Origin of the sequence: Streptomyces sp. NPDC086023 (assembly GCF_044540325.1) — a bacterium.
Classification (GTDB): Bacteria; Actinomycetota; Actinomycetes; order Streptomycetales; family Streptomycetaceae; genus Streptomyces.
The window spans coordinates 1-20293 of the sequence record NZ_JBITRX010000034.1; the positions used below are offsets into that span (position 1 = coordinate 1).

General features: G+C 72.7%; 24 protein-coding genes. 9 read left to right on the forward strand and 15 right to left on the reverse strand.

Features of this window, described 5'->3' with window-relative positions:
• Window positions 1-91: 91 nt before the first annotated feature.
• Both ACIF6F_RS36060 and ACIF6F_RS36065 read right to left on the reverse strand, forming a co-directional pair.
• A complete protein-coding gene (locus ACIF6F_RS36060; protein ID WP_399957512.1) occupies window positions 92-712 on the reverse strand; it encodes a cysteine hydrolase family protein in 621 nt (206 codons plus the stop codon).
• Window positions 713-806: 94 nt separating this feature from the next.
• Complete coding sequence (locus ACIF6F_RS36065; RefSeq protein WP_399957515.1) at window positions 807-1802, reverse strand: GlxA family transcriptional regulator; 996 nt, start codon at window positions 1800-1802, stop codon at window positions 807-809.
• A 132-nt stretch (window positions 1803-1934) separates the two neighbouring features.
• On the opposite strand from ACIF6F_RS36065, the gene ACIF6F_RS36070 reads away from it, so the two are divergent.
• Window positions 1935-2150 carry a hypothetical protein gene (locus tag ACIF6F_RS36070; RefSeq protein WP_399957518.1) on the forward strand — a complete coding sequence of 72 codons (216 nt, stop codon included), beginning with the start codon at window positions 1935-1937 and terminating at the stop codon, window positions 2148-2150.
• Here the strand turns inward: ACIF6F_RS36070 and ACIF6F_RS36075 are convergent.
• Window positions 2090-3394: a caspase domain-containing protein gene (locus tag ACIF6F_RS36075; protein WP_399957520.1), complete on the reverse strand. Its 1305-nt coding sequence runs from the start codon at window positions 3392-3394 to the stop codon at window positions 2090-2092. The two genes, ACIF6F_RS36070 and ACIF6F_RS36075, sit on opposite strands and share 61 nt — an antisense overlap.
• A 135-nt stretch (window positions 3395-3529) precedes the next feature.
• On the opposite strand from ACIF6F_RS36075, the gene ACIF6F_RS36080 reads away from it, so the two are divergent.
• On the forward strand, window positions 3530-3688 hold the full coding sequence (locus tag ACIF6F_RS36080; protein WP_399957523.1) for a hypothetical protein: 159 nt from the start codon (window positions 3530-3532) through the stop codon (window positions 3686-3688).
• 145 nt (window positions 3689-3833) lie between these two features.
• Here ACIF6F_RS36080 and ACIF6F_RS36085 read toward each other — a convergent pair whose 3' ends face one another.
• The 4 genes from ACIF6F_RS36085 to ACIF6F_RS36100 all read right to left on the reverse strand — a co-directional run bounded on the left by ACIF6F_RS36085 (window position 3834) and on the right by ACIF6F_RS36100 (window position 6128).
• Window positions 3834-4715 (reverse strand): hypothetical protein, encoded by an 882-nt coding sequence (locus ACIF6F_RS36085; protein WP_399957526.1) that lies wholly within the window; start codon window positions 4713-4715, stop codon window positions 3834-3836.
• Window positions 4712-5071: a PadR family transcriptional regulator gene (locus tag ACIF6F_RS36090; protein ID WP_399957529.1), complete on the reverse strand. Its 360-nt coding sequence runs from the start codon at window positions 5069-5071 to the stop codon at window positions 4712-4714. The genes ACIF6F_RS36085 and ACIF6F_RS36090 overlap by 4 nt, the downstream gene beginning before the upstream one ends.
• Window positions 5072-5178: 107 nt before the next feature.
• The gene (locus ACIF6F_RS36095; RefSeq protein ID WP_399957532.1) at window positions 5179-5760 is read right to left on the reverse strand and encodes an HAAS signaling domain-containing protein; all 582 of its coding nucleotides are present in this window, start codon (window positions 5758-5760) and stop codon (window positions 5179-5181) included.
• Entirely contained in the window at window positions 5757-6128 is a 372-nt protein-coding gene (locus ACIF6F_RS36100) for a PadR family transcriptional regulator (protein ID WP_399957535.1), read from the reverse strand. The genes ACIF6F_RS36095 and ACIF6F_RS36100 overlap by 4 nt, the downstream gene beginning before the upstream one ends.
• A 142-nt stretch (window positions 6129-6270) precedes the next feature.
• Between ACIF6F_RS36100 and ACIF6F_RS36105 the strand changes: the two genes are divergently transcribed.
• Window positions 6271-6666, forward strand: coding sequence for a hypothetical protein (locus ACIF6F_RS36105; RefSeq protein ID WP_399957538.1), 396 nt, complete (start codon window positions 6271-6273; stop codon window positions 6664-6666).
• 12 nt (window positions 6667-6678) lie between these two features.
• Here ACIF6F_RS36105 and ACIF6F_RS36110 read toward each other — a convergent pair whose 3' ends face one another.
• Complete coding sequence (locus ACIF6F_RS36110) at window positions 6679-7296, reverse strand: class I SAM-dependent methyltransferase (RefSeq protein ID WP_399957541.1); 618 nt, start codon at window positions 7294-7296, stop codon at window positions 6679-6681.
• A gap of 132 nt (window positions 7297-7428) precedes the next feature.
• Between ACIF6F_RS36110 and ACIF6F_RS36115 the strand changes: the two genes are divergently transcribed.
• On the forward strand, window positions 7429-7839 hold the full coding sequence (locus ACIF6F_RS36115) for a DUF998 domain-containing protein (RefSeq protein WP_399957544.1): 411 nt from the start codon (window positions 7429-7431) through the stop codon (window positions 7837-7839).
• Between the two features lie 21 nt (window positions 7840-7860).
• Here ACIF6F_RS36115 and ACIF6F_RS36120 read toward each other — a convergent pair whose 3' ends face one another.
• On the reverse strand, window positions 7861-8856 hold the full coding sequence (locus ACIF6F_RS36120) for a LysR family transcriptional regulator (RefSeq protein WP_399957547.1): 996 nt from the start codon (window positions 8854-8856) through the stop codon (window positions 7861-7863).
• A 79-nt stretch (window positions 8857-8935) separates the two neighbouring features.
• Between ACIF6F_RS36120 and ACIF6F_RS36125 the strand changes: the two genes are divergently transcribed.
• Window positions 8936-9847 carry an EamA family transporter gene (locus ACIF6F_RS36125; RefSeq protein WP_399957550.1) on the forward strand — a complete coding sequence of 304 codons (912 nt, stop codon included), beginning with the start codon at window positions 8936-8938 and terminating at the stop codon, window positions 9845-9847.
• A 93-nt stretch (window positions 9848-9940) separates the two neighbouring features.
• On the opposite strand, the gene ACIF6F_RS36130 is transcribed toward ACIF6F_RS36125, so the two are convergent.
• Entirely contained in the window at window positions 9941-10519 is a 579-nt protein-coding gene (locus tag ACIF6F_RS36130; RefSeq protein WP_399957553.1) for a DUF6434 domain-containing protein, read from the reverse strand.
• A gap of 257 nt (window positions 10520-10776) precedes the next feature.
• On the opposite strand from ACIF6F_RS36130, the gene ACIF6F_RS36135 reads away from it, so the two are divergent.
• Complete coding sequence (locus ACIF6F_RS36135; RefSeq protein WP_399957555.1) at window positions 10777-11475, forward strand: DUF4097 family beta strand repeat-containing protein; 699 nt, start codon at window positions 10777-10779, stop codon at window positions 11473-11475.
• Between the two features lie 107 nt (window positions 11476-11582).
• The gene (locus ACIF6F_RS36140) at window positions 11583-12359 is read left to right on the forward strand and encodes an alpha/beta fold hydrolase (protein ID WP_399957559.1); all 777 of its coding nucleotides are present in this window, start codon (window positions 11583-11585) and stop codon (window positions 12357-12359) included.
• Between the two features lie 10 nt (window positions 12360-12369).
• Here ACIF6F_RS36140 and ACIF6F_RS36145 read toward each other — a convergent pair whose 3' ends face one another.
• On the reverse strand, window positions 12370-12870 hold the full coding sequence (locus ACIF6F_RS36145; protein WP_399957562.1) for an MOSC domain-containing protein: 501 nt from the start codon (window positions 12868-12870) through the stop codon (window positions 12370-12372).
• A gap of 201 nt (window positions 12871-13071) precedes the next feature.
• On the opposite strand from ACIF6F_RS36145, the gene ACIF6F_RS36150 reads away from it, so the two are divergent.
• Complete coding sequence (locus ACIF6F_RS36150) at window positions 13072-13419, forward strand: hypothetical protein (RefSeq protein ID WP_399957565.1); 348 nt, start codon at window positions 13072-13074, stop codon at window positions 13417-13419.
• A gap of 63 nt (window positions 13420-13482) precedes the next feature.
• Window positions 13483-14124: a class I SAM-dependent methyltransferase gene (locus tag ACIF6F_RS36155; RefSeq protein WP_399957567.1), complete on the forward strand. Its 642-nt coding sequence runs from the start codon at window positions 13483-13485 to the stop codon at window positions 14122-14124.
• 48 nt (window positions 14125-14172) lie between these two features.
• On the opposite strand, the gene ligA is transcribed toward ACIF6F_RS36155, so the two are convergent.
• The 4 genes from ligA to ACIF6F_RS36175 form a co-directional block, all read right to left on the reverse strand.
• Complete coding sequence (ligA, locus tag ACIF6F_RS36160) at window positions 14173-16236, reverse strand: NAD-dependent DNA ligase LigA (protein ID WP_399957651.1); 2064 nt, start codon at window positions 16234-16236, stop codon at window positions 14173-14175.
• A 276-nt stretch (window positions 16237-16512) separates the two neighbouring features.
• On the reverse strand, window positions 16513-17850 hold the full coding sequence (locus tag ACIF6F_RS36165) for an alanine racemase (RefSeq protein ID WP_399957570.1): 1338 nt from the start codon (window positions 17848-17850) through the stop codon (window positions 16513-16515).
• Window positions 17847-18977 (reverse strand): aminotransferase class V-fold PLP-dependent enzyme, encoded by a 1131-nt coding sequence (locus ACIF6F_RS36170; protein ID WP_399957573.1) that lies wholly within the window; start codon window positions 18975-18977, stop codon window positions 17847-17849. The genes ACIF6F_RS36165 and ACIF6F_RS36170 overlap by 4 nt, the downstream gene beginning before the upstream one ends.
• A 32-nt stretch (window positions 18978-19009) precedes the next feature.
• Window positions 19010-20107, reverse strand: coding sequence for a fatty acid desaturase (locus ACIF6F_RS36175; RefSeq protein WP_399957576.1), 1098 nt, complete (start codon window positions 20105-20107; stop codon window positions 19010-19012).
• Between the last annotated feature and the right edge of the window lie 186 nt (window positions 20108-20293).

Here is a 20293-nt window from a genome sequence, read left to right on the forward strand (position 1 = left end):
ACGACGCCCGGCCCTTCAAGTGGACCAAGACCGCCGACCAGATCCTCGACCGCATCTGCCGCTACTGCTCACGCATCTCCGAACCAGATCACTAGCCGGCGTCCAGCCCCTCACCGGAAGGCACCACGACCCCGAACAGGTCGGCGACGGTCGCCAGCGCGCCGGCCCGCAGCACCTCCGCCGGCACCACGCCCCCGTCCGCCGCCGGCAGCGACCGGGTGGCCGTGGCCGCCGCGACCACCGTCGGCCGGTACCCCAGGTTGAACGCCCCCTGCGCGGTGAACAGCACGCACATGTGCGTCATGAACCCGGCCAGCACCAGGTCCTTCCCACTCCCTGCCGCGAACCCCAGCCCGTCCAGCACCTTCTCCAGATCGGTCCCCCGGAAGGAGTCCGGCAGCTGCTTCACCACCACCGCCTCCCCGGCCCGCGGCGCGACCTCGTCGCTGATCGCCCCGATCCGCGCCCGGACGTCGTACGGCGTACCCGGGCCGCCGTCGTTCACCACGTGCACCACCGGCGCACCCGCGGCCCGCGCCCGCTCCAGCAGCCGGGCTCCCTCCGCGAGGGCCTCCTCCGCACCCTCCAGGGCCATGACCCCCTCGCGGTAGGTGTTTTGAAAGTCGATCATCACCAGGACGGACTCGCTCAGCCGGGCCGGCCGGTCGTCCAGCCCGACCACCTCGCGCAGCCTCTTCGACACGACGCTCATCAGGACTCTCCTCACAAAAAGGGCATGGCGCGGCGAACACTCCGACCAGGCCACCGACACGAACAGAAGGAAGAAGAAAAGAGAGAAGGAGGGGTCAGCCGACCGACATCCGGAACCGCCGCCGATACGCCGCCGGCGTCGTCCCGACCTGCCGCCGGAACGCCCGGTGCAACGTCTCCGCCGACCCCAGCCCGGCAGCCGCCGCGACCTGACCCAGCGGCAGGTCCCCGGTCTCCAGCAGCCGCCGCGCCGCCTCCACCCGCGCCGACTCGACGTACGCACCGGCGCTCACACCGGTCTCCCGCGCGAACACCCGGGCGAAGTGCCGCTCGCTCAGGCACATCCGCGCTGCCAGCGCCCCGGCCGACAGATCACCGTCCAGGTGGTCGGCGATGAACAGCAGCAGCTCGTCGATGTCCCGCCGCCCCGCCGGGGGCCGGCTGAGGGGTACGGAGAACTGGCTCTGCCCGCCCTGCCGCTTCAGGTACATCACCAGCTGCCGCGCCACCGCCAGCGCCGTGTCCTCGCCCAGGTCCTCCGCGACCAGCGCCAGCGCCAGGTCCAGGCAGGCGCTGATGCCCGCCCCGGTCCACAGCCGCCCGCGGTCCGCCCGTACGAAGATCGGATCGGCGTCGACGGTGACGCCCGGGTGGTCGGCCGCCAGTTGGGCGGCGGTCGACCAGTGCGTGGTCGCCGTCTTCCCGTCCAGCAGCCCCGCCGCGGCCAGCACGTGCGCACCGACGCAGACCGACGCCACCCGCCGTGCCCGCCGCGCGGTCTTTGCGACCCACGCCACGACGCCGGGGTCGATCCGCGCGACGGGACCGTCCGGCCCCATGTCCACGGCCCCCGGCACGAGCAGCGTGTCCACCGGTCCCCGGACCTCGCCGAAGGCCAGGTCGGCGACCAGTCGGACCCCCGCCGCGGTCCGGACCGCCGCCCCGTCGGGCGACGCGAGGAGGACCTCGTACCCGGCACGCCCCCCGGTCTCCCGGCCGGCCAGCGAGAACACCTCGGCCGGACCGGTGACGTCGAGCAGGTCGACGTCGGGGAAGACCGCGATCACGACGCGGTGGGATGTGGTGGACATGCATCGATCCTCACCGCCCCCCGCCGCGGCCGCAATGACGATTCCCTGTCACATCCGGACACGGCCGGCCGCACCCCCTAGGCTGCGGCCACAGCACACCCGCCCGTCCCGCACCAGGAACCGGGAGAACCCTTGAACGCGAAGACCCTGGCCGCAGCCGCGGCCCTGGCAGCCGCCGCACTGATCGCCGCGGCGCACACCGCTGCCGCCCGTGAAACCCCCGAACCGCCCGCCCCGGACGAGTCGGCGTCCTCCCACGCCCTCACCCCCCAGGGTGAAGCCGAGGACTACTGGACCCCCGAACGCATGCTCGCGGCGGCCCCGGCCCCCATGCCCACCGAGCCCTGAGCCCGGTCGACGGGCATCAGCGCGGCGTTGCGCGCCAGGGCGAGCGGGTGGCCCGCATGGTTGGCGCGCAGCATCGGAGTCGGATACCCCTCACGTCGCGCTCGACGGTTGATCAGCTGATAAATGTCCCGGACGGTGAGAACTTCGGGTGCCTCGGCGTCGCCGACGGCAAGCACCTCGGTCAGGTGCCGGGTGAAGACCGGCAGGCCCTGGTCGTCAACGAACGAGGCAGCGTCGGCCCCGCTGGAGGCGAGGAGATACGTGCTCGGCGCCTCCTGCAGACCCGAGTGCGGGCCCATCACGTCCAGCGCGCGACCCGAGTAGCAGGCGTCCAGCACGATCAGCGAACGCTTGGCTCGACTTGAGGACACCAGTTCCCTGATGTCGTCGTACTGCACGGCGGTGTAATCGGCGTCAGGGCGAGTGCTGCGGGTGGCGAGCTGAAGCTTCCCCCTCCTGGACACCAGGCCATGGCCGGAGAAGTACAGCATCAGCACGTCGTCCGCTTCGTCAGCGGCAGCGTGCACCGCCCCCAGGACGTCGCGGGGGTCCTCCGGGTCGAGCAGCACATCCAGCCTGTCGAAGGCCGGCTCCGGCCACGGGGCGGTCAGGACCTCCGCCAGCATCTCCGCCGCCCTGACGTCTCCCGGCAGGTCGGAGAGATGATCGTACGCACCTGTTGCGACGAGGAGGCACCGGGACCGGCCCGGGTCCGGCATCTCCACAGGCCGTGACGGGCTGATGCCCGACGAAGACGGTGATCGACGGACGACGGGGCCGACGACTTCGTCACCCGCCACCCCGAAAGGGCCCTCGGAATCCGCCTCAGGGGTTTCCTCACGCTCCGTCCGGACCGGCTCCTCGTCGTCGTGGGGCGGCACTCGCCCTGCCGGCACCACGGGTGGCGGCAGCTCGGGCGGTTCCAGCAGCTCGAACGTCATCGCCGCGTCCCACAAGGCGTCGAGTTCGTCGTAGAAGCGGTCTTCGCTCTCTTCGTCGCCGCTCACCCGGGGGCGGGGTGTCCGCCCGTCGAGCCATCCCGCAAGCCTGAACAGGGTGCGGGCGTCATGGGGGCACCTCCCCGAGGTCAGCATGTCGTGGATCTTGTGACGGCTGCACCCCACGGCCTCGGCCATGTCGCGGACACCGGGAGCCCCTGCGCGGCCGTGCAGCCGGTGCATCCACAGCAGCAGGTCGCGAACGGGGCTCGGGCCGATGTCGTGAGGGAACCGGAGGCGTGCCATGGCCCTCCTTGTCCCCTGGCGTCATCCCGTGTCATGTGCCGTCAGCGAGCGTAGCGCGGGGTCATGGGTCGTCATAAGGGCCTGACAGGTGCTGGACCATCTCAACTACCCGGAAAACGGGAGGAGGTGAGGACCATGTCCGTGTCGGAAGAGATCGGCAGGACGGTCCGGATGGCCATTGCCAAGCAGCGCCGGACCGCCCGCCTGATCTGCATCCTGCTGGCGGTGGGCGCCATCGCAGGTGCGGTTCTGTTGATCATCAACGGTGGTGAGTTTTCCGTGACGGTCGGGTAGAGCATCTCGCTGGATCTCTCTGCCCCACCACAGCAAAGCACGAGCAGGGGGCCCGGTCGACTGTTGTCGACCGGGCCCCCTGCCTGCTTTCGGCGGGCGGATCGTTCACGACCGGCGAGCAGAGCGTGCAACGGCAGCGCTCGGCTCAGGCACCGACCAGCGGCCCGCTCCCACCACGCCGCCGCCGCACGCTCACGGCCACCGCGGCGGCCGGCACCAGCAGGAGCAGCGGCAGCCCGAGGTACGCGGCGAGCGCCCCGGTCAGCTCCGCGAGGGCGAGGAACGGCAGCCCCGCGGCCAGCACCGCCGGCGCCGTGCGCAGCCGTACGAAGGCCTGACGCCCCGCCAGCAGCAGCCCCCCGGCCACCGGTACGAGGAACCGCAGCCAGCCCACCGCGTACGGCAACGGCACCGCCACCACCGCCGCGCTCAGCACGACCCCCCAGGCCGCGACCGCCATGGCACCAGCCGCGCTCCGCACCTGCGGCACCGGCCGCAGATCGGGCGGGCAGGCCAGCGCCACCAGGACCAGCACCAACAGCGGCCCCGTGGTGAAGAGGGCGGCCCCCGCCGCCCCGGCACCCTGCCGCCAGGCATCCGCGGCCAGCGTCCCGGCCACCCCCGCCGACGCGAGCCGGCAGCCGGCCGTCCACCGACCGGCCAGGGCCAGTACGGCCCCCGCCACGGTCACCAGTCCGCCCGCGGCCACCAGCGTGTACGCCGTACCGGCCGCAGCCACGGTCGTACCGCCGCCCAGGCCGACCCGGAACATCAGCCCGGACCACCAGAGCGCGGCCGCACCGGCGGCCACCAGGGCGAACGGCGCGACCGCGGCGAACCACCGCCCGGCCCGCCCGGCCGAGCCCAGCCCGAGCCGCATGCGCACGGCGTGCCCGACCACGTCGCCGGTCTCCCGCATCCGCGCCAGCGGACCCGCGTCACGTGTGGCCTCCCGGTACGCCTCGGCGACCTCGTCGCCGAACTCCCGCCGGAAGGAGGCGGGGTAGAGCCGAACCGCCCAGCTCACGCGCCCACCGCCCCACCGGCGGCACCGAGACCGGCGGCACCGAGCCCCAGGCGGCGCGTGGCCTCCCGGGCGGTCCGCGCGATCCGGGCCGCCTCCGCCGCCAGCACCTCGCGGCCGCGCGGCGCGAGCGCGTAGCTGCGCCGCCGCCGCCCGTCGACCACCGCGTCCTCGTGGACGGCGATCAGTTCCTGTTCCAGGAGCCGCTCCAGGGCCCCGTACAGCGTCCCGGTGCGCATCTTCGTGCGCCCTTCCGAGATCTTCTCGACCTCCTGGGCGATCGCGTACCCGTGCCGCGGGGCATCGGCGACCGCCGTGAGGATGAGCAGCGTCGGCTCACGCAGAGCTTGATCGTTCACGCTCCGACAATAACTCGCCTACCGACATATGTCGATGCCCGAGCTATGAAACGACGGCGGGCCGCCCTCGGACCGCAGCCCGCAAAGACGGCCCGACGCGCGGAACTTCACCGCCGCGCGGTCCGCAGCAGCGTCATCGCCCCCACCCCCGGCACGGCCACGGAGCACGCCGCGATCACCAGCAGCTCCACCGGCCCGACGCGCACCGCCGCCAGCACCAGCGCACCCACCAGGAGCATCAGCGGCACGGCGACGGACGCGGCCGTGCCGAGCACCTTCTCCCGCCGCTCCCACACCGCGGAGCTCCACAGCAGCACCAGCCCGGCCAGCAGAGCCACCCCGCCCAGCGCGAAGTTGGCCAGGACCAGCAGGCTCGCGCAGGCGAGGAGTCCCACCGTGACCCGCGTCCGCCACAGCGGTTCCGAAGGCGCGGCAGACGCAGCCGCCGCCCCGGCGGTGGGTGTGGCGGCCGGCTCCTCGGCGAGCGCGGACGCGGCCACGGTCCGCGGGTCGCCGAGCTGTTCCAGCACCTCCCGGATCTGCTCCTCGCCCTCCGCGCCGCTGTCCTGGACGTGCTCGCGCAGGTCCGCGAGCAGCTCGGCCCGCCGCTCGGCGGGCAGTTCGGCCGTCTCGCGCGACACGGCGTCGAGGTAGGCGGTCAGCAGCGGGTGCTCGGCAATGGCGTTCATGCGGTCTCCCCTTGCGGGTCGGTGAGGAAGTGGTCGACGGCGTCCCGGAAGAGCGGCCACGCCTGAGTGAACTCGGCGAGGGCCGCCCGGCCGACGGGCGTCAGGGTGTAGTACCGCCGCGGCGGCCCGCTCGGGGACTCGCGCAGCTCGGTGTCGACGTACCCCTCCCGCCGCAGCCGCGACAGCAGGGGGTAGATCGTGCCCTGGCTGGTCGTCATCACGCTGACCGCGGACAACTCGGCCAGCAGCTCGACCCCGTACCTGGGCCCGTCCCGCAGCAGGGCGAGCACGCAGTGCTCCAGCACGCCCTTGCGCAACTGGCTGGGGACCCGTCCCCCTGCCTCGTTCTTTGCGTTACCAGGAACCATGCAATGCAAGATACCTCGCACGGGAACCCATCGACAACCAGCCACCCCCGCACACCCGCTCACGGGTACTCAGACACCTGCGCGCCGAACCTGAGTACCAGCACCCTGACCTGGACTTCCGCGCTCCAGAACACTGTTCCCCATGAGCACTCGACTCCACAGCCTCCCCCGTGACCTGATGGCCACCCCCCTCCTGGCCGGCCTCGCCGTCGGCGCCTGGGCGGCCTGGCTCGGCTGGGACCAGATCCTCGACGTGGCCCCGGACGGCTCGGTCAGCGGCCCCTACCAGGCCTGGCAGGTGATCGGCCTGGTGCTGACCCTCATGGCGGTCGTCTGGGCCGCCGCCCGCCGCCAGTTGGTCGTGGCCTCGATCGTCGGCACCACCGCCGGCCTCACCGTCGCCTCGTTCTACGACTGGTCCGACGACGGCAGCGGCCTCTTCGTCATCGGCGTCGGGATGACCACGATCGCCACGTTCGCCGCCACCGCCGGCCTCACCGTCATCACGGCCTCACGCGCCCGCCGGGCCCACGCCTGAACGGACACCGCGTCAGGGCACCCGGGCCCGCACCATCACCACGGCCCGGTCCCCTACGGACACCAGCCGTCCGGCAGGGGAGGCGAACCCCGCCGCCGCCGCGAGCCGGCACCCGTCCTCCGCGCTCTCCGGCAACACCAGATCCTCCGCCACCAGTTCCGCGAACACCCCACCCGGGCGGAACCGCGACGCGACCGGCAGGGTGAACCCCACCCGCCCGCCGGGCCGCACCACCCGCAACCAGTCGTCGAACGCCGCCGCCCCCAGGAAGTGCAGCGAGGACGCGCAGAGCACCACGTCGAGGGCACCGTCCGCTACCGGCAGGGGCACCGCCGGACCCACCCGCCAGTCGATCGCCCCGCCGACCCCCGCCCGCTCCGCCCGCACCCGGCCCGCCGCCACCATCCCGGCCGACAGGTCCACCGCGAGCACCGGCACCCCACCGCCGCCCGCCGCGACCACGGCCAGCGCCACCGCGCCGGTCCCGCACGCCACATCGGCCACGGCCTCGTCCCCGCCCGGGGCCAGCCACCCGACCAGCGCCCGCCCGATCCCGTCGTGGTGCGCGTCGTCGTACGCCCCGGCCAGCCCGTCGAACGCCACCGCCATCCGCCGCCCCGCTGTCGTCATGACCGAGCAGCCTAACCAGCCCCTCCCGCCGGAAACCGCGCCTCCCGCCGATGAGTTCGGGCACCGCGCGGCGTCTACCCCTCGGAACACCGACGCGCAGACATCCCCTGGACCCGGCCGAGGAGGCACCCCATGACCAGCCCCAACCCCACCTTCACCACCGCCCCCACGCCCCGCACCCAGTCCACTCCCGCCACCACCCGCACCCGCACCCGTCTCCTCCTCACCGGCGGCCTGGCAGCCGGCCCGCTCTTCCTCGCCGCCGGCATCGCACAGGGCCTCGCCCGCGACGGCTTCGACTTCACCCGCAACGCGATCAGCCAGCTCGCCCTCGGCTCCCACGGCTGGATCCAGACGGCGAACTTCCTGCTCGCCGCCGTTCTGCTCACGGCAGCCGCGACCGGCCTCCACCGCCTGCTCCGCACCGCGCCCGCGGCACCTGGGCCCCGCGCCTGGTCGCCGTCTTCGGCGCCTCGTTCCTCGCGGCCGCGGTCTTCCCGGCCGACGCGGGCGCCGGCTTCCCGGCCGGCAGGACGTGCCTGAGTGCCGTCACGGCCAGACTCCTCACCGACCGGAGCTAGGGTCGACCTTCCCGATCAAGGGGGAATCCACAGGGGCCGGTGGAGCGAGCGGGTCCGCCGGGGAACGTCCCGCCCTGCACTCGCGGGGGAGGGGCGCGGGGGACGTTCCCGGGATGCCGAGCACCGAGAGGAATGCCGTCGCCGCGGGCGGGCGCCCGGCAAGGCTCCAGACCACGTGCTCGACGCGGGCCGGGGCGTCGGTGACCTCGATGACGGTCACCCCGTCGAGCGTCGGCGCGTAGGCGGCGGGGAGCAGCGCAACGGCGAGGCCCTCACCGACGAGCCGGGCCATGAGCGAGTCCGCGGTGTTCACCTCGAAGGCCACGTCCCGGGTGAGGCCGGCGGCCGCGAAGGCCTGGTCGGACTGGAGCCGTCCGGCCGTTCCGGCCGGGAGGTCCACGAACACCTCCGAGGACAGCCTGCGGAGGTCCACCGAGGGCTCGGCGGTGAGCGGGTGGTCCGGTGCGGCCACCGCGACGAGGCGGTCCCGGGCGAGTTCGTGGGCGGCCACTCCGCGGGGCTGCGAGGTCGTGGGCAGTCCGAGGAACGCCACGTCCAGGGTCCCTTCCCGGACCTGCTCGGTCAGCTCGTCGCTGGCCCCCACCCGCAGGCCGATGCGCACGTGCGGATGGCGCCGGCGGAACTCGCGCAGCGCCCCCGGCACGTCGGCCGCGGCGACCGTGGGGATCAGTCCCACGGACAGCCTTCCGCGGACTTCGCCGACCGCCGCGGCGACCTCGGCGACCGCCCGTTCGGCGGCTTCCACGGCCTGACGGGCCGCAGGCAGGAACGCCGCGCCGGCCGGAGTCAGCCGGACCCGGCGGCTGGTGCGTTCGAAGAGCTTCGCCCCGAGTTCCCGTTCCAGACGCGCGATCTGGTGGCTGAGGGCGGACTGGACGACCAGACAGCGTGCGGCAGCCCGGGTGAAGCTGTTCGTCTCGGCGACGGCAAGGACGTAGCGCATCTGCTGGAGCTCCACCCGTCCATCGTGGATCGAGATCGATGAGCTGACAAGCATGTGTTGGACTCATGGATCCCACCCGACCGAGACTCCGGTCATGTCTCCCCACGCGACGAGTCCCCAGGCGCTGCGGACGAACGACACCTCCATTGCGGCACTCACCGCGCTGACGGCACTGGCCCCGCTGTCCTGGGGCACGTTCTACGTCGTCACCACCGAACTCCTCCCGCCCGGGCACCCGCTGTTCGCGGGCTTCCTGCGGGCGCTGCCCGCCGGCCTGATCGCGCTGGCCATCGGCCGGACGCTGCCGCGCGGGGCGTGGTGGCCGAAGGCCGCGGCGCTGGGCGTGCTGAACACGGGCCTCACCTTCCCGCTGCTGGCCGTCGCGGCCGAACGCCTGCCGGGCGGTGTGGCCGCCACCCTCGCGGCCGCCCAGCCGCTCGTCGTCGCCGTCCTGGCCGTGGCGGTCCTCCACGAACGCCGGTCCGTCTGGCGGCTGGGCTGGGGCGTGGCGGGCATGGCAGGAGTCGGCCTGGTCGCGATCGGCCCGGACGCCGCACTCGACGCCGTGGGGGTCCTGGCGGGCCTGGCCAGCGCAGCCTCGATGGCACTCGGCGTGACACTCACCAAGCGCTGGGGGCGCCCCGCCGGAGTCGGCGCCACCGCCTTCGCCGGCTGGCAACTCACCGCAGGGGGAGTCTTCCTGACGCCGGTCGTGCTGCTCGCCGAGGGCGCGCCCCCCGCCGTTGACGCGCCTGCCGTCCTCGGCTACCTCTGGCTCGGCCTGGTCGGCGGTCTTCTCGCCTTCGTCCTGTGGTTCCGGGGCATCACCACCCTGCCCGTCACCGGCTCCGCCGTCCTCGTCCTGCTCTCGCCGCTGGTCGCGGCCGCCCTCGGCGCCGCCCTCCTCGGCCAGACCCTGAGCCCCGCCCAACTCGCGGGCTTCGCCCTGGCCCTGTCCGCCATCGCCGCGGGCCAACTCCCCATCCCGCCCCGCTCCCGCGGCTGAACCGAGCCCCGGCAGCTGCTCCTCGCCGCAGCCGAGCAGCCGGCGCACCGCCTCGACCGGGAGGTCCAACCACCGCAGCGCCCTGATCGAGGGTCAGGCCCGTCCTCGAACGGCGGCTTCGCCGCCACCTGCCGACCGCGGCGTCGCCCGGTGGTCGCGCCACGCCGCCAGGGCCTCCTCGCGGCTGCCGGCCGGGTGGGCGGCGTGCCAGTCGCGCAGGTGGCGGTTGAACTCGAACTGGGCGCCGATCTCCTGCGGCAGCGCCGCCTCGGCGCGCGTCGCGTGCCAGTGCGCGACGGCCTCGCCCAGGGTGCGCCCCGCGTTCTCGGCGACGTAGGCCCGCATGTGCGCGTCGAAGTGGAATCCGGGCCCGATCTCCCGCACGAAGAACTCCCGCAGCACCTGACTGCACCGCTGCCCGTCCGGAATCACCGTGCCTGCGTCCACCGGGGCGGCCAGCTGCCGCCCGCCCGGCCGCCGGACGCGCACCTCCGCGGGCACCGGCTCCCCGTCGAGTGCGGCGCGCAGCCGCTCGGTGAGTACGGCCTTCCCGCCCCCGCGCGGTACGCCGAGCTCCCGGGCCAGCCCGGTCAGCTCGGCCAGCGTCCAGTACCACCGCCCCAGCTCGTCCCCGGTCAGCGCGGAGCCGAGCACCGGGCGTCCCGCACGCATGTCTCCATGATTCGAACGCATATTCCATTCTAGCAACCGCCCGCGTGGCGTTAACTTCACCGTCATTGCAACACGCGCCTCACCTCAATTGCATTAACTCGCCAAGTCAACGCAACGATTTACCCACTCTGAGCTGCAAAAATAGATCTACATCGCAACGAACACGTTGCTGAATCAGTGAACACAACGTAGCTTTTGCGTTGTCGGAAACGAGCGGGCCAAAGGGGCCGGCGCCCGACACGATCAAGGAGCAGATCATGCAGCAGTTCGACACCACCGCCCCGCTCTCCGCCCTCCTGAACGTCCCCGCGGGCCGCATCCGCTTCGTGGCCACGGACGAGCCGGACACGACGCACACGCCGAACGGGACGAGCACGACGGTGGAGGTCCTGCCCGTGGACGCCTCGAAGAGCCGCGACGTGAAGGCCGCCGAAGCCGTCCAGGTCACCTACGCCGACGGCGTCCTCCGCATCGAGGCCCCCGAGGACAGCGCCCGGATGCTCGGCAACCCCGGCTCCGTCGAGGTCACCGTCCACCTGCCGGCCGGTTCCCACCTGCGGGCGAAGACCGCGTCCGCCGAGTTCCGCGCCATCGGCCGCCTCGGCGAGGTCGAGTACGACAGCGCCCACGGCTCGGTCAAGCTCGACGAGACCGCGGGCGGCCGCATCACCCTCCAGGCCGGCGACATCGCGGTCGGCCGCCTCGGCGGCCCGGCGGAGATCCGTACCCAGAAGGGCAACCTGATGATCGCCGAGGCCGTCCGCGGCACGGTCCGCCTCAGCACCGACGCCGGTGACGTGACCGTCGGCGCCGCCCGCGGCGTCTCGGCCGCCCTCGACGCCGGCACCTCCTACGGCAGGATCCACAACAGCCTCGCCAACACCGAGGGCTCCGCCGCCGCCCTGACCATCCACGCCACCACCTCGTACGGCGACATCACCGCACGCGCCAACTGAAGGAGCCGCACCAGGACTCCCCCCGGCCCCGACCACTCCGAGGCCTGGATGTCCCCGACGTGCACCACGCAGGCGCCGCCCTCCTCACGCAGACCCGAAAGGCAGAAATGGACCGCACACTCTCCTCGGACGGCACGAAGATCGCCTACGAGCGGACCGGACAGGGCCCCGCCCTGATCCTCGTCGGCGGCGCGTTCCAGCGCCGCGGCGACTTCGGAGACCTGCCGGACCTGCTGTCCGGGCACTTCGAGGTCATCACGTACGACCGCCGAGGCCGGGGCGACAGCGGCGACACCGCCCCGTACGACGTCCGGCGCGAGATCGAGGACCTCGACGCCCTGATCCGCCTCGCCGGCGGAACCGCCTTCGTCCACGGCATGTCCTCGGGCGCCGTCCTCAGCCTGGAGGCCGCCGCCCACGGCAGCGCGATCTCCCGCCTCTCGGTGTACGAGCCGCCGTTCGTCGTCGACGACACCCGCCCCCCGGTCCCCGAGGACTACGCCGACCACCTCACCGCCCTCGTGGCGGCCGGCGCCCGCTCCGACGCGGTCGCCTACTTCCTCACCCGCGGAGTCGGGGTCCCCGCCGAGACGGTCGAAGGCATGCGCCAGACCCCCTTCTGGGCCGGCATGGAGGCGCTCGCCCACACCCTCCCGTACGACGCGCAGGTCATGGCCGGCACCATGTCCGGCCACCCGCTGCCGCCCGGCCGCTGGGACTCCCTGGCCCCGCACCTCCTCGTCCTCGACGGCGGCGCGAGCGACCCCTGGATCCGCAACGCGGCAGCAGCCCTCCCCGGCCGCCACCAGACCCTCCCCGACCAGGACCACCAAGTCGACCCCCACGCCCTGGCCCCCGCCCTGACCGCCTTCTTCACGAACTGACCCTCCCGGGTCAGACGGACGGCAGGGGCCGGTACGGCAGGCCGGGAAGCCGGATGCGAACCGCATCCCCGGGACTGAGGAAGCCGGTCGCCTCGACCACGGCCATCACCCCGGCCCGTCGCACCACCCGCCCCTCCCCACCCGGGGCGAACACCTCCAGGCGCACGCCGTCGATGGCACGCACCCCGTCGAGGCGGACGACGGCGTGCGCCCCGAGCTGCAGCCGGGTGCCGAGCGGAAGCCGCGCGAGATCGATGCCGCGCGTGGTGACGTTCTCGCCGAGCTCCCCCGGCTCCAGCTCGTGCCCGGCCTCGGCGAACTCGTCCAGGACCTCCGCCGGCAGCAGGTGGACCTGTCCGACACCACGCCGACGACGCCGCGAGGCACCCCGCACACCGAGGTCGCCCTCGACCCCGACCCCGGCCAGCAGCCGGACCCGCGCCCGCAGCTCCCTCCCGTCCCGGTCCCCGGCATCACGCCGAAGCACCCGGCCGACGACCCCGTCGTACAAGACCACTCCTCACCACCCGGACCGCGTCGCGCGGTCCAACGTCCGACGGCCGCCCCCCGGTGCCGCAAACCCGCCGAACACCCCCGAACGGCTGAAGCCCGCCGACCCGGTGTCATCCACGCGGCCGCGCAGCGGATGCCGGGCCGCGCCCACCGCGTCAGGCTGCGGTCAACGGCACACCGCACAGACGAGGACCGAGCCATGTCCCACCACCGGCGTTTCGGGGTCATCACCGGAGCGGCAGTCCTGCTGCTCACCGCCACCGCGTGCTCCGCCGACAGGACCACCGTGGGCACCCTCAGCTTCCGCGCCCACGACTCGCCGGTCGAACTGACCTACAGCAACACGCCGGTCCAGGGCTGCCACAAGATCGCCCTCCCACGCGGAGCCGCGCACGTGGAGAACAACACGCTCGTCGACATCGTCCTCTACCGCACCCCGGGCTGCCAGAAGTCGGACGAGGCCCCCGGCACCTACCTCGCCACCACCATGTCGGACGTCACCGCCCCGGACACCCTCCCCTGGCGCAGCTTCACCGTCGTCCACTGACCACCCCGCCCGGACCACCACCCGCGCCGTCGCGGTGCGTTCCCCCTGCTAGCTTCCCCTTCCATGGGGGAACACCAGGAGGACACCAGAGCGGCCTACGACGACGTCGTCGAGCTGTACGCGTCGCTGTTCGCCGACCGGCTGGAGACGCGCCCGTTCACCCGCGCCATGCTCGGCACGTTCGCCGAGCTGGTCCGCGCGACGGGCAACCTCCGCACAGCCGACGTCGGGTGCGGCCCCGGCCACCTGACGGCCATGCTGCACGGCCTGGGACTGGACGCCTTCGGACTCGACCTCTCCCCGGCCATGATCGCCCACGCCCGCCGCTCCCATCCGGACCTGCAGTTCGACGAGGCCCGCATGGAGGCCCTCCCGGTCGATGACCACACCCTCGGCGGCGTACTGGCCCACTACTCGATGATCCACACCCCGCCCGGGGAACTGCCCGCGCTGCTCGCCGAGCAGGTACGCGCCCTGGCACCCGGAGGGCTGCTCCTGGTCTCCTTCTTCGCCACCGACGCCCCCGACCCGGTCCGCTTCGACCACAAGGTGACCCCCGCCTACGCCTGGCCGGCCGCCCGCTTCACCGCCCTCCTGACCGCCGCCGGCCTCACCCCCGTAGCCCAACTCCTCCACGACCCGGCCTCGGAACGCGGCTACCTGGACGCCCATCTCCTGGGGCGGGCCGTCCCCCGTCCCGGTTGACCCGACCGGGCGGACCGGCGGCGCGGAGAGACCCCCGGCACCGAGGGGTCAGGACGACACGGCCGGGGGGAGGAGGTCGGCGACGAGGGCCGCGAACTCCTCGGGGTCGAGGATGCGGATGCCCAGTTCCTCGGCCTTGGTCCGCTTGGAGCCGGCCTTTTCCCCCGCCACCAGGAGGGTGGTGCGCTTGGACACCGACGACGACGCCTTCCCGCCGGCCCGCTCGATCAGCTCGTTCATCTCGTTCCGGGACAGCTCCGCAACCGGGCCGGTCATGGAGCCGGTCACCACGACGGCCTGACCGGCCAGCGGTCCGCCCGCGGCCTCGGCGCCGATGCCGTCGCCTCCCTCGGCCACGGGCTTCCGCACCTCGGTCACCTGCGTGCCGACCCGCTGCGCTTCGAGTTTGTCGAGGAGCGGGGCGAGTTCGACGAGTTCGGCCGCGATGACGCGGGCCTTCTCTGTCCCGATGCCGTCGACCCCGGCCAGCGTGTCGGCGTCGGCGGCCCGGATCGCGGCCATCGAGCCGAAGTGCGCGGCGATCCGGCGCGACATCGTGCGCCCGGTGCCTCGGACGCCGAGGGCGCAGAACACGCGGCTCAACGCGGCCCCGCGGGCGGTCTCGATCGCGGCCAGGAGGTTGGTGGCGCTGGTCTCGCCCATCCGCTCCAGGCCGAGGAGCTGCTCGCGGGTCAGGGTGAACAGGTCGGCGATGTCCGCGACCAGACCGGCCTCCACCAGCTGGACCGCGCGCGTGCCGCCGAGACCTTCGATGTCGAGCTGGTCCCGCCCGGCCGCGTAGATCACCGAGGCCACCGCCTGGCAGCTCCGGCCGCGCACGCACCGCCACCGCTGTTCGGCGGTGTCGATGGCGTCACCGCAGCGGGGGCACGTCTCGGGGAAGACGATCGGGCTCTCGGCGCCGGTGCGCTGGTCGACCAGGGGAGCCTCGACCCGGGGGATCACGTCGCCGGCGCGGTACACGAACACCTGGTCGCCGATCATGAGCCCCCGACGGGTGATGTCGGCCGGGTTGTGGAGCGTGGCGTAGGTGACCGTCACCCCGTCGATGACCACGGGCTCCAGGACGGCGCGCGGGGCGATGATCCCGGTCCGGCCGACGTTCCACTCCACCGACAGCAGGCGCGTCACCTTGTGTTCGGCCGCCATCTTCCGGGCCACCGCCCACCTCGGGGCGCGCGAGCCGTTGCCGGCCTGCCGCTGGTCCTCGGCGGTGTCGGCCTTGACGACGACACCGTCGATTCCGAACGGCAGGTCGCCGCGCAGGCCGGCGATCACGTCGATACGTTCCTGCACCTGCTCCAGGGTCTCGTACCGCGCGGGGGCGGCCGCCGTGCCGGCGGCCGTGTTCGCGCCGAGCGCGGCCAACTCCTCCAGCAGGGCGAGGTGGCCGAGGTCGTCCAGGCCGATCGCGCCGTAGGCGAAGAAGGTCAACTCGATCCGGTACGGGCGGTCCTTGGCCCGCAGTGTGCCGGCCGCCCCGCTGCGCGGGTGGGCGAAGGGCGTGGCCTCGTGGGCGAGGCGGATCCGGTTGGCCTCCTCGAACTGCGCGGTCGTCAGCAGCACCTCGCCGCGCAGCTCGACGTCGATCGGCCGGGTGAGCACCGACGGCAGACCGAGGACGGCGTCGGCGGCGTGGGTGATGTCCTCGCCGGCCAGACCGTCGCCGCGGGTGAGGACCTGGACGAGCCGGCCGGCCCGGTACCGGGCGGCCACCGCCAGGCCGTCGAGCTTCGGCTCCACACACCACCCGGCCACCGGGCGACCGAGGCGCCGTTCCAGCCCCGCGGCCCACTCGGCGAGCTCGTCGGCGTCGAAGACGTTGTCGAGGGAGAGCATCGGCACCGAATGCGGTACGTCGCCCTGCACGGCCCCGCCCGCCACCTTCCCGGTCGGCGACTCGGCGAGCACCTCGTCCGGGTGGGCCTCCTCGTAGGCCGCGATGGCGCGCAGCAGCCCGTCGTACTCGTCGTCGCCGAGCGGGGTGGTCCCGTCGCCGTAGTACGCGGCCGACGCCGCCACGGCGGTGGTCACGGCCTCCACGTAGGCGGCAGGAGAGAGCAGGGCACTGTTTTCGGTCATGAAGGTCATCATCCCGCCCACCACTGACAACGGCCCCGGCCGCCGGCCGTCGGCAGCGCTGCCGAGGACGCGGTGATCGCGACGGAACCGCCTCGCCGCGTGGCCGGGCAGCCGGCTGCGCGGCGAGGTCCCGTCCGGCCGTCGCGCGGGGGGTTGCGACGGACGGACGGGACCGGTCTCTGTGTGGTTACGGGGTGCGTTGGTTGACCCAGCGGCGGGTGGGGGCCTGGACGGTGGTGTGGAGGGCCGCGCGGAGGGCCGCCAGGAGGCGGCGGGTCTTTCGCATCAGAAGAAGGTGCGGACGAGGTCGACGACCGTTTCGCCGCGGGTCACCGGGATCAGCTGCCATTTGTCGAAGGCCGTGCACGGGAAGGCCTGGCCGAGGCGGACCCAGTCTCCGATGCGGACGTCGTTGCCGGGCGCCAGGCGGATGAAGGCGTGCTGGTCGTTGACCGCGTTGACGACGCAGTCGTGCAGGGCGTGGGTCGTGCCGTCGTCGCGGCGGACGGCCTGCGGCTCGGGGAGCCAGGCGTCGAAGGACAGGTCGCGCTTGCCGGCTGTGACGAGGGCCAGGCCGGGCTCGGGCATCGAGGTGACCCGGCCCCAGGCGTGCAGGGCCGGGCGCAGCGTGCGGTCGGTGTCGCCCTCGCGGGAGAAGGGGGACATCCACCGGTAGAAGCCGTCGTCGTGGGCGATGTAGCAGCCGCTGCGCAGTACCGGCAGGACGTTCATCCCCGTCTTCCACGGGCGGGTGAGTGCATCGGCCACCTGGTCGAAGAAGCAGCTTCCGCCTGCGGTGACCACGATGGTGTCGGTCTCGAACAGGCTCTCGTCGTGGAGGAGGGTGGTGACCTCGCGGAGCCGGTCGAGGAAGTCGTCGATCACGCAGAGGCTGTGGGGCGAGGGGTCGTTGACGAGGACGCCCTCGTAGCCTCCGACGCCGACCAGGCGGAGCGCGCGGCTGGCGTGGACGGCGCGGGCGGTGGCGAGGGCGTCCTTGCCGGTGCGGGCGCCGGCGCGGCCGCCCGTCCGGCCGATCTCGACGATGATCTCGATGGGCCGGGCCGGTGCGGTCTCCAGGTCGGTGAGGACCTGGTGCATCCGCTCGACCACCTCGGGCGAGTCGGCGAAGCAGATGAAACGGAAGGACGGGTCGCGGTCCATTTCCTCGGTGACCCAGCGCAGCGAGGGAGCGTCGACCAGCTCGTTGGCGAAGAGCACGGTGGAGACGCCGAAGGCGCGGTAGACGCGCAGCTGCGCGGTGTTCGCGGCGGTCAGGCCCCACGATCCGGCGTCCAGCTGACGTTCCCAGAGCTGGGGCGCCATCGTCGTCTTGGCGTGCGGGGCGAGTTCGACACCGCGTTCGGCGCACCACTTGGCCAGGACTTCGACGTTGTGGTCCAGGGCGTCGGCGTCGAGGGTCATGACCGGGCCGACGAAGCCGTCGTCGAAAACGTTGAGGCGGCGGGCTGCCAGTTCGGCGACGGTGCTGCCCTCGGCCGAGACGGGGAGTCCTTTGAAGCGCCAGTCGATCCGCTCGTCCTGCAGGGCCCGGACGGCTCCCTTGTCGATCGCCGGGGTGGGGGTGGCATGGGGCATGGGGTCTCCCTTGGTGACCGTCATCGGATCACCTCTCGTAGGGCTCGGGCGAACACCTCGGTGTCCTGAGGTGAGGTGTAGTGGTGCGGTGAGACGCGCACGGCGTGGTCGACGCCCTGTCCGGGCAGGTAGAGCGGAGTGTGGTTGCCCTGGGCCACCCAGACGCTGACGCCCCGGGCCGCGAGTTCGGCGCGGATGCGTGCTGCGGAAACGTCCGCGCAGACGAAGGTGACCAGCGAGGCGTGCCGCGTCCCCGGGTCGATGAGGCGGGTGCCCGGCACGGCGGCGATCGCGTCCCGTATCGCGGCGCGGGCGTCGTGTCCGGTGCCGGGTTCGGCCGTGCGGGCCAGGTGGTGGCGGAGTGCCGCGTCGAGTCCGCGGACGGCGGCCGCGGAGCGCTCGGCGTATTCGAAGCGCCGGGCGCTGTCGGTGTGGACCTCGTAGTCGTGGAGGGCTGTCACGTCCGCGACGTGGAGGTCGTGGAAGAGGGGGGTGGCGGCTGCCCGCAGGCGCGGCCCGATGGCGGCGAACCCGGTGCCTCGGGGCCCGCAGAGGAACTTGCGGCCCGCGCCGGTGAGGAGGTCGCAGCCGATCCGGCGGACGGAGACGTCGAGCTGCCCGACCGACTGGCAGGCGTCGACGAGGTAGAGGCAGGGCCACGGGGCGAGGATGCGGCCGATCTCCTCGACGGGGTTAACGATCCCGCAGCCGGAGGGAACGTGGGGGACGGAGACGACGGCCACGTCCTCGCGGATGTTGCGGCGCATCCAGTCGAGGTCGAGGTCCCCGGACGGCGTCAGGGGGACGACCTCGACGCGAAGGCCGGTGCGCCGGCGCAGCTCGGTCCAGAGGATGAGGTTCCCGGCGTACTCGTAGGGGGTGATCCAGACCCGGCCGGTGCCGGTGAGGCGCAGGGCGCCGACGGCGGAGCTCCAGGCACGGGTGGCGTTGTCGAAGAGGGCCACATCGTCGACGGGTGCGTCGAGTACGGACGCCAGTGCCTCGTACACGCCTTTGTCCAGCGTGTCCGCGTGGCGCAGCTCGGTCTCGTACGCGCCCTCGGCGGCCTCCTGCGCGAGGTGGTCGGCCATGACGTCCACGACCTCGGCGGGCATCAGACCGGCGCCGGCGGTGTTGAGGTGCACGCGCATCCGTGGGCTCCTTCGTCGGGGACAGGGCCCGGTCAGAGGTGGCGGGCGAGGGTGGCGGCCTCGGCGAAGGAGCCGCCGCCGTCGATCTGTGCAGGGTCTCCGCCCAGACGGCGCCACTGGCGGTACTTCGAGGCGTAGCTGAGCAGCGTCTCCTGGTTCTCGCGGCCCCGCGAGCGGGTGAGGACGCCGGCCCACAGGCCGTCCCAACGGGCATATCCGGGGTCCTGGAGCAGCACCTGGTGGGCGCGCTTCATGTTCCAGAACGGCACGCCGGTGTTGAGGTGGTGCACCAGGTGGTAGTTGTCGTGGTGCCGGCCGAGCAGGAAGCGCTCGATGGCCCAGCCGTGCCGGTTGCGGGTCATCAGCTTCTGGCGGGACTCGCTCTCGGGCAGGGGGTAGTGCTCGGCCAGTTCCGACAGCCAGCCGATCGCGACGGCCGTGGTGAACAGGGGCACGAACCAGAAGAGCAGCAGCTGGAGGAGCCAGCCCTGCCAGGCGCAGAACCCGGTGATCGCAGTCCACTGCAGGAGCAGCAGGGCGCGTTCGGTGCTCTGCCGGATCGGCATCGACACGGAGACGTTGTCGTTGAAGAGGATGCGGTCGCGCACGACGTAGGTGACGTACTGGGGCGCGCGCAGGCCGAGCAGGGCCGCGGCGATGTTGCGGGCGAAGAAGCGGGCGTCGGAGACCTGGTGGTCGTAGATGCCGATGTCCCGGTGGAACTGGTAGTCGGGGTCCTTCTCGGGGTCGCCGAGGAACCGGTGGTGGAAGCCGATGTGGGAGTTCCGGTACGGGTTGTACATGTGCAGCACCAGGTATCCCGAGAACACGGTGCCGAGAACGAGGTTGAGGCGTCCGCTGCGTGCGAGGACCTTGTGCGAAGACTCGTGTAGCAGGTTCACGAAGGCCCGCTGGGTGGAGCCGATGAGCACGATGGCGAGCGGATAGAACCAGTAGGAGACGCCGACGCACGCGTAGATCGACGCAGCCACCAGCAGATAGTCGCCGATCAGTGCGAGCGGGGCGTGGTGGTTGTCGACGGTGCACAGCGCTCTCAGCTGTTTCCGCACTCCGGGGTCGAGTCGGTTGAAGTCGAGACTCAGATCCTCGTGCTGTATGGACGTCGTCATTCTTCTTCTCCAGGACCAGGGATGAAGGGAGAGCGTGAGGCAGGCCCTGAGCCTAAGAGGCAGGCACAATCTTGGCAAGAGATTGCCAAGCGCGGATTCGGCTTCGACCTCTACAAACTACCGCTACACGCGGCGAACTGACGGTTCATCGTATGCGTGAGGGGGGTCTCTTGGCGCTTGAGTTGC

What these genes read in the sequence shown, in the direction of transcription:
- ACIF6F_RS36060 (WP_399957512.1), bottom strand. Translation starts at nt 712, where the DNA reads ATGAGCGTCGTGTCGAAGAGGCTGCGCGAGGTGGTCGGGCTGGACGAC.
- ACIF6F_RS36065 (WP_399957515.1), bottom strand. Translation starts at nt 1,802, where the DNA reads ATGTCCACCACATCCCACCGCGTCGTGATCGCGGTCTTCCCCGACGTC.
- ACIF6F_RS36075 (WP_399957520.1), bottom strand. Translation starts at nt 3,394, where the DNA reads ATGGCACGCCTCCGGTTCCCTCACGACATCGGCCCGAGCCCCGTTCGC.
- ACIF6F_RS36080 (WP_399957523.1), top strand. Translation starts at nt 3,530, where the DNA reads ATGTCCGTGTCGGAAGAGATCGGCAGGACGGTCCGGATGGCCATTGCC.
- ACIF6F_RS36095 (WP_399957532.1), bottom strand. Translation starts at nt 5,760, where the DNA reads ATGAACGCCATTGCCGAGCACCCGCTGCTGACCGCCTACCTCGACGCC.
- ACIF6F_RS36100 (WP_399957535.1), bottom strand. Translation starts at nt 6,128, where the DNA reads ATGGTTCCTGGTAACGCAAAGAACGAGGCAGGGGGACGGGTCCCCAGC.
- ACIF6F_RS36105 (WP_399957538.1), top strand. Translation starts at nt 6,271, where the DNA reads ATGAGCACTCGACTCCACAGCCTCCCCCGTGACCTGATGGCCACCCCC.
- ACIF6F_RS36110 (WP_399957541.1), bottom strand. Translation starts at nt 7,296, where the DNA reads ATGACGACAGCGGGGCGGCGGATGGCGGTGGCGTTCGACGGGCTGGCC.
- ACIF6F_RS36115 (WP_399957544.1), top strand. Translation starts at nt 7,429, where the DNA reads ATGACCAGCCCCAACCCCACCTTCACCACCGCCCCCACGCCCCGCACC.
- ACIF6F_RS36125 (WP_399957550.1), top strand. Translation starts at nt 8,936, where the DNA reads ATGTCTCCCCACGCGACGAGTCCCCAGGCGCTGCGGACGAACGACACC.
- ACIF6F_RS36130 (WP_399957553.1), bottom strand. Translation starts at nt 10,519, where the DNA reads ATGCGTGCGGGACGCCCGGTGCTCGGCTCCGCGCTGACCGGGGACGAG.
- ACIF6F_RS36135 (WP_399957555.1), top strand. Translation starts at nt 10,777, where the DNA reads ATGCAGCAGTTCGACACCACCGCCCCGCTCTCCGCCCTCCTGAACGTC.
- ACIF6F_RS36140 (WP_399957559.1), top strand. Translation starts at nt 11,583, where the DNA reads ATGGACCGCACACTCTCCTCGGACGGCACGAAGATCGCCTACGAGCGG.
- ACIF6F_RS36150 (WP_399957565.1), top strand. Translation starts at nt 13,072, where the DNA reads ATGTCCCACCACCGGCGTTTCGGGGTCATCACCGGAGCGGCAGTCCTG.
- ACIF6F_RS36155 (WP_399957567.1), top strand. Translation starts at nt 13,483, where the DNA reads ATGGGGGAACACCAGGAGGACACCAGAGCGGCCTACGACGACGTCGTC.
- ligA (WP_399957651.1), bottom strand. Translation starts at nt 16,236, where the DNA reads ATGACCTTCATGACCGAAAACAGTGCCCTGCTCTCTCCTGCCGCCTAC.
- ACIF6F_RS36165 (WP_399957570.1), bottom strand. Translation starts at nt 17,850, where the DNA reads ATGACGGTCACCAAGGGAGACCCCATGCCCCATGCCACCCCCACCCCG.
- ACIF6F_RS36170 (WP_399957573.1), bottom strand. Translation starts at nt 18,977, where the DNA reads ATGCGCGTGCACCTCAACACCGCCGGCGCCGGTCTGATGCCCGCCGAG.
- ACIF6F_RS36175 (WP_399957576.1), bottom strand. Translation starts at nt 20,107, where the DNA reads ATGACGACGTCCATACAGCACGAGGATCTGAGTCTCGACTTCAACCGA.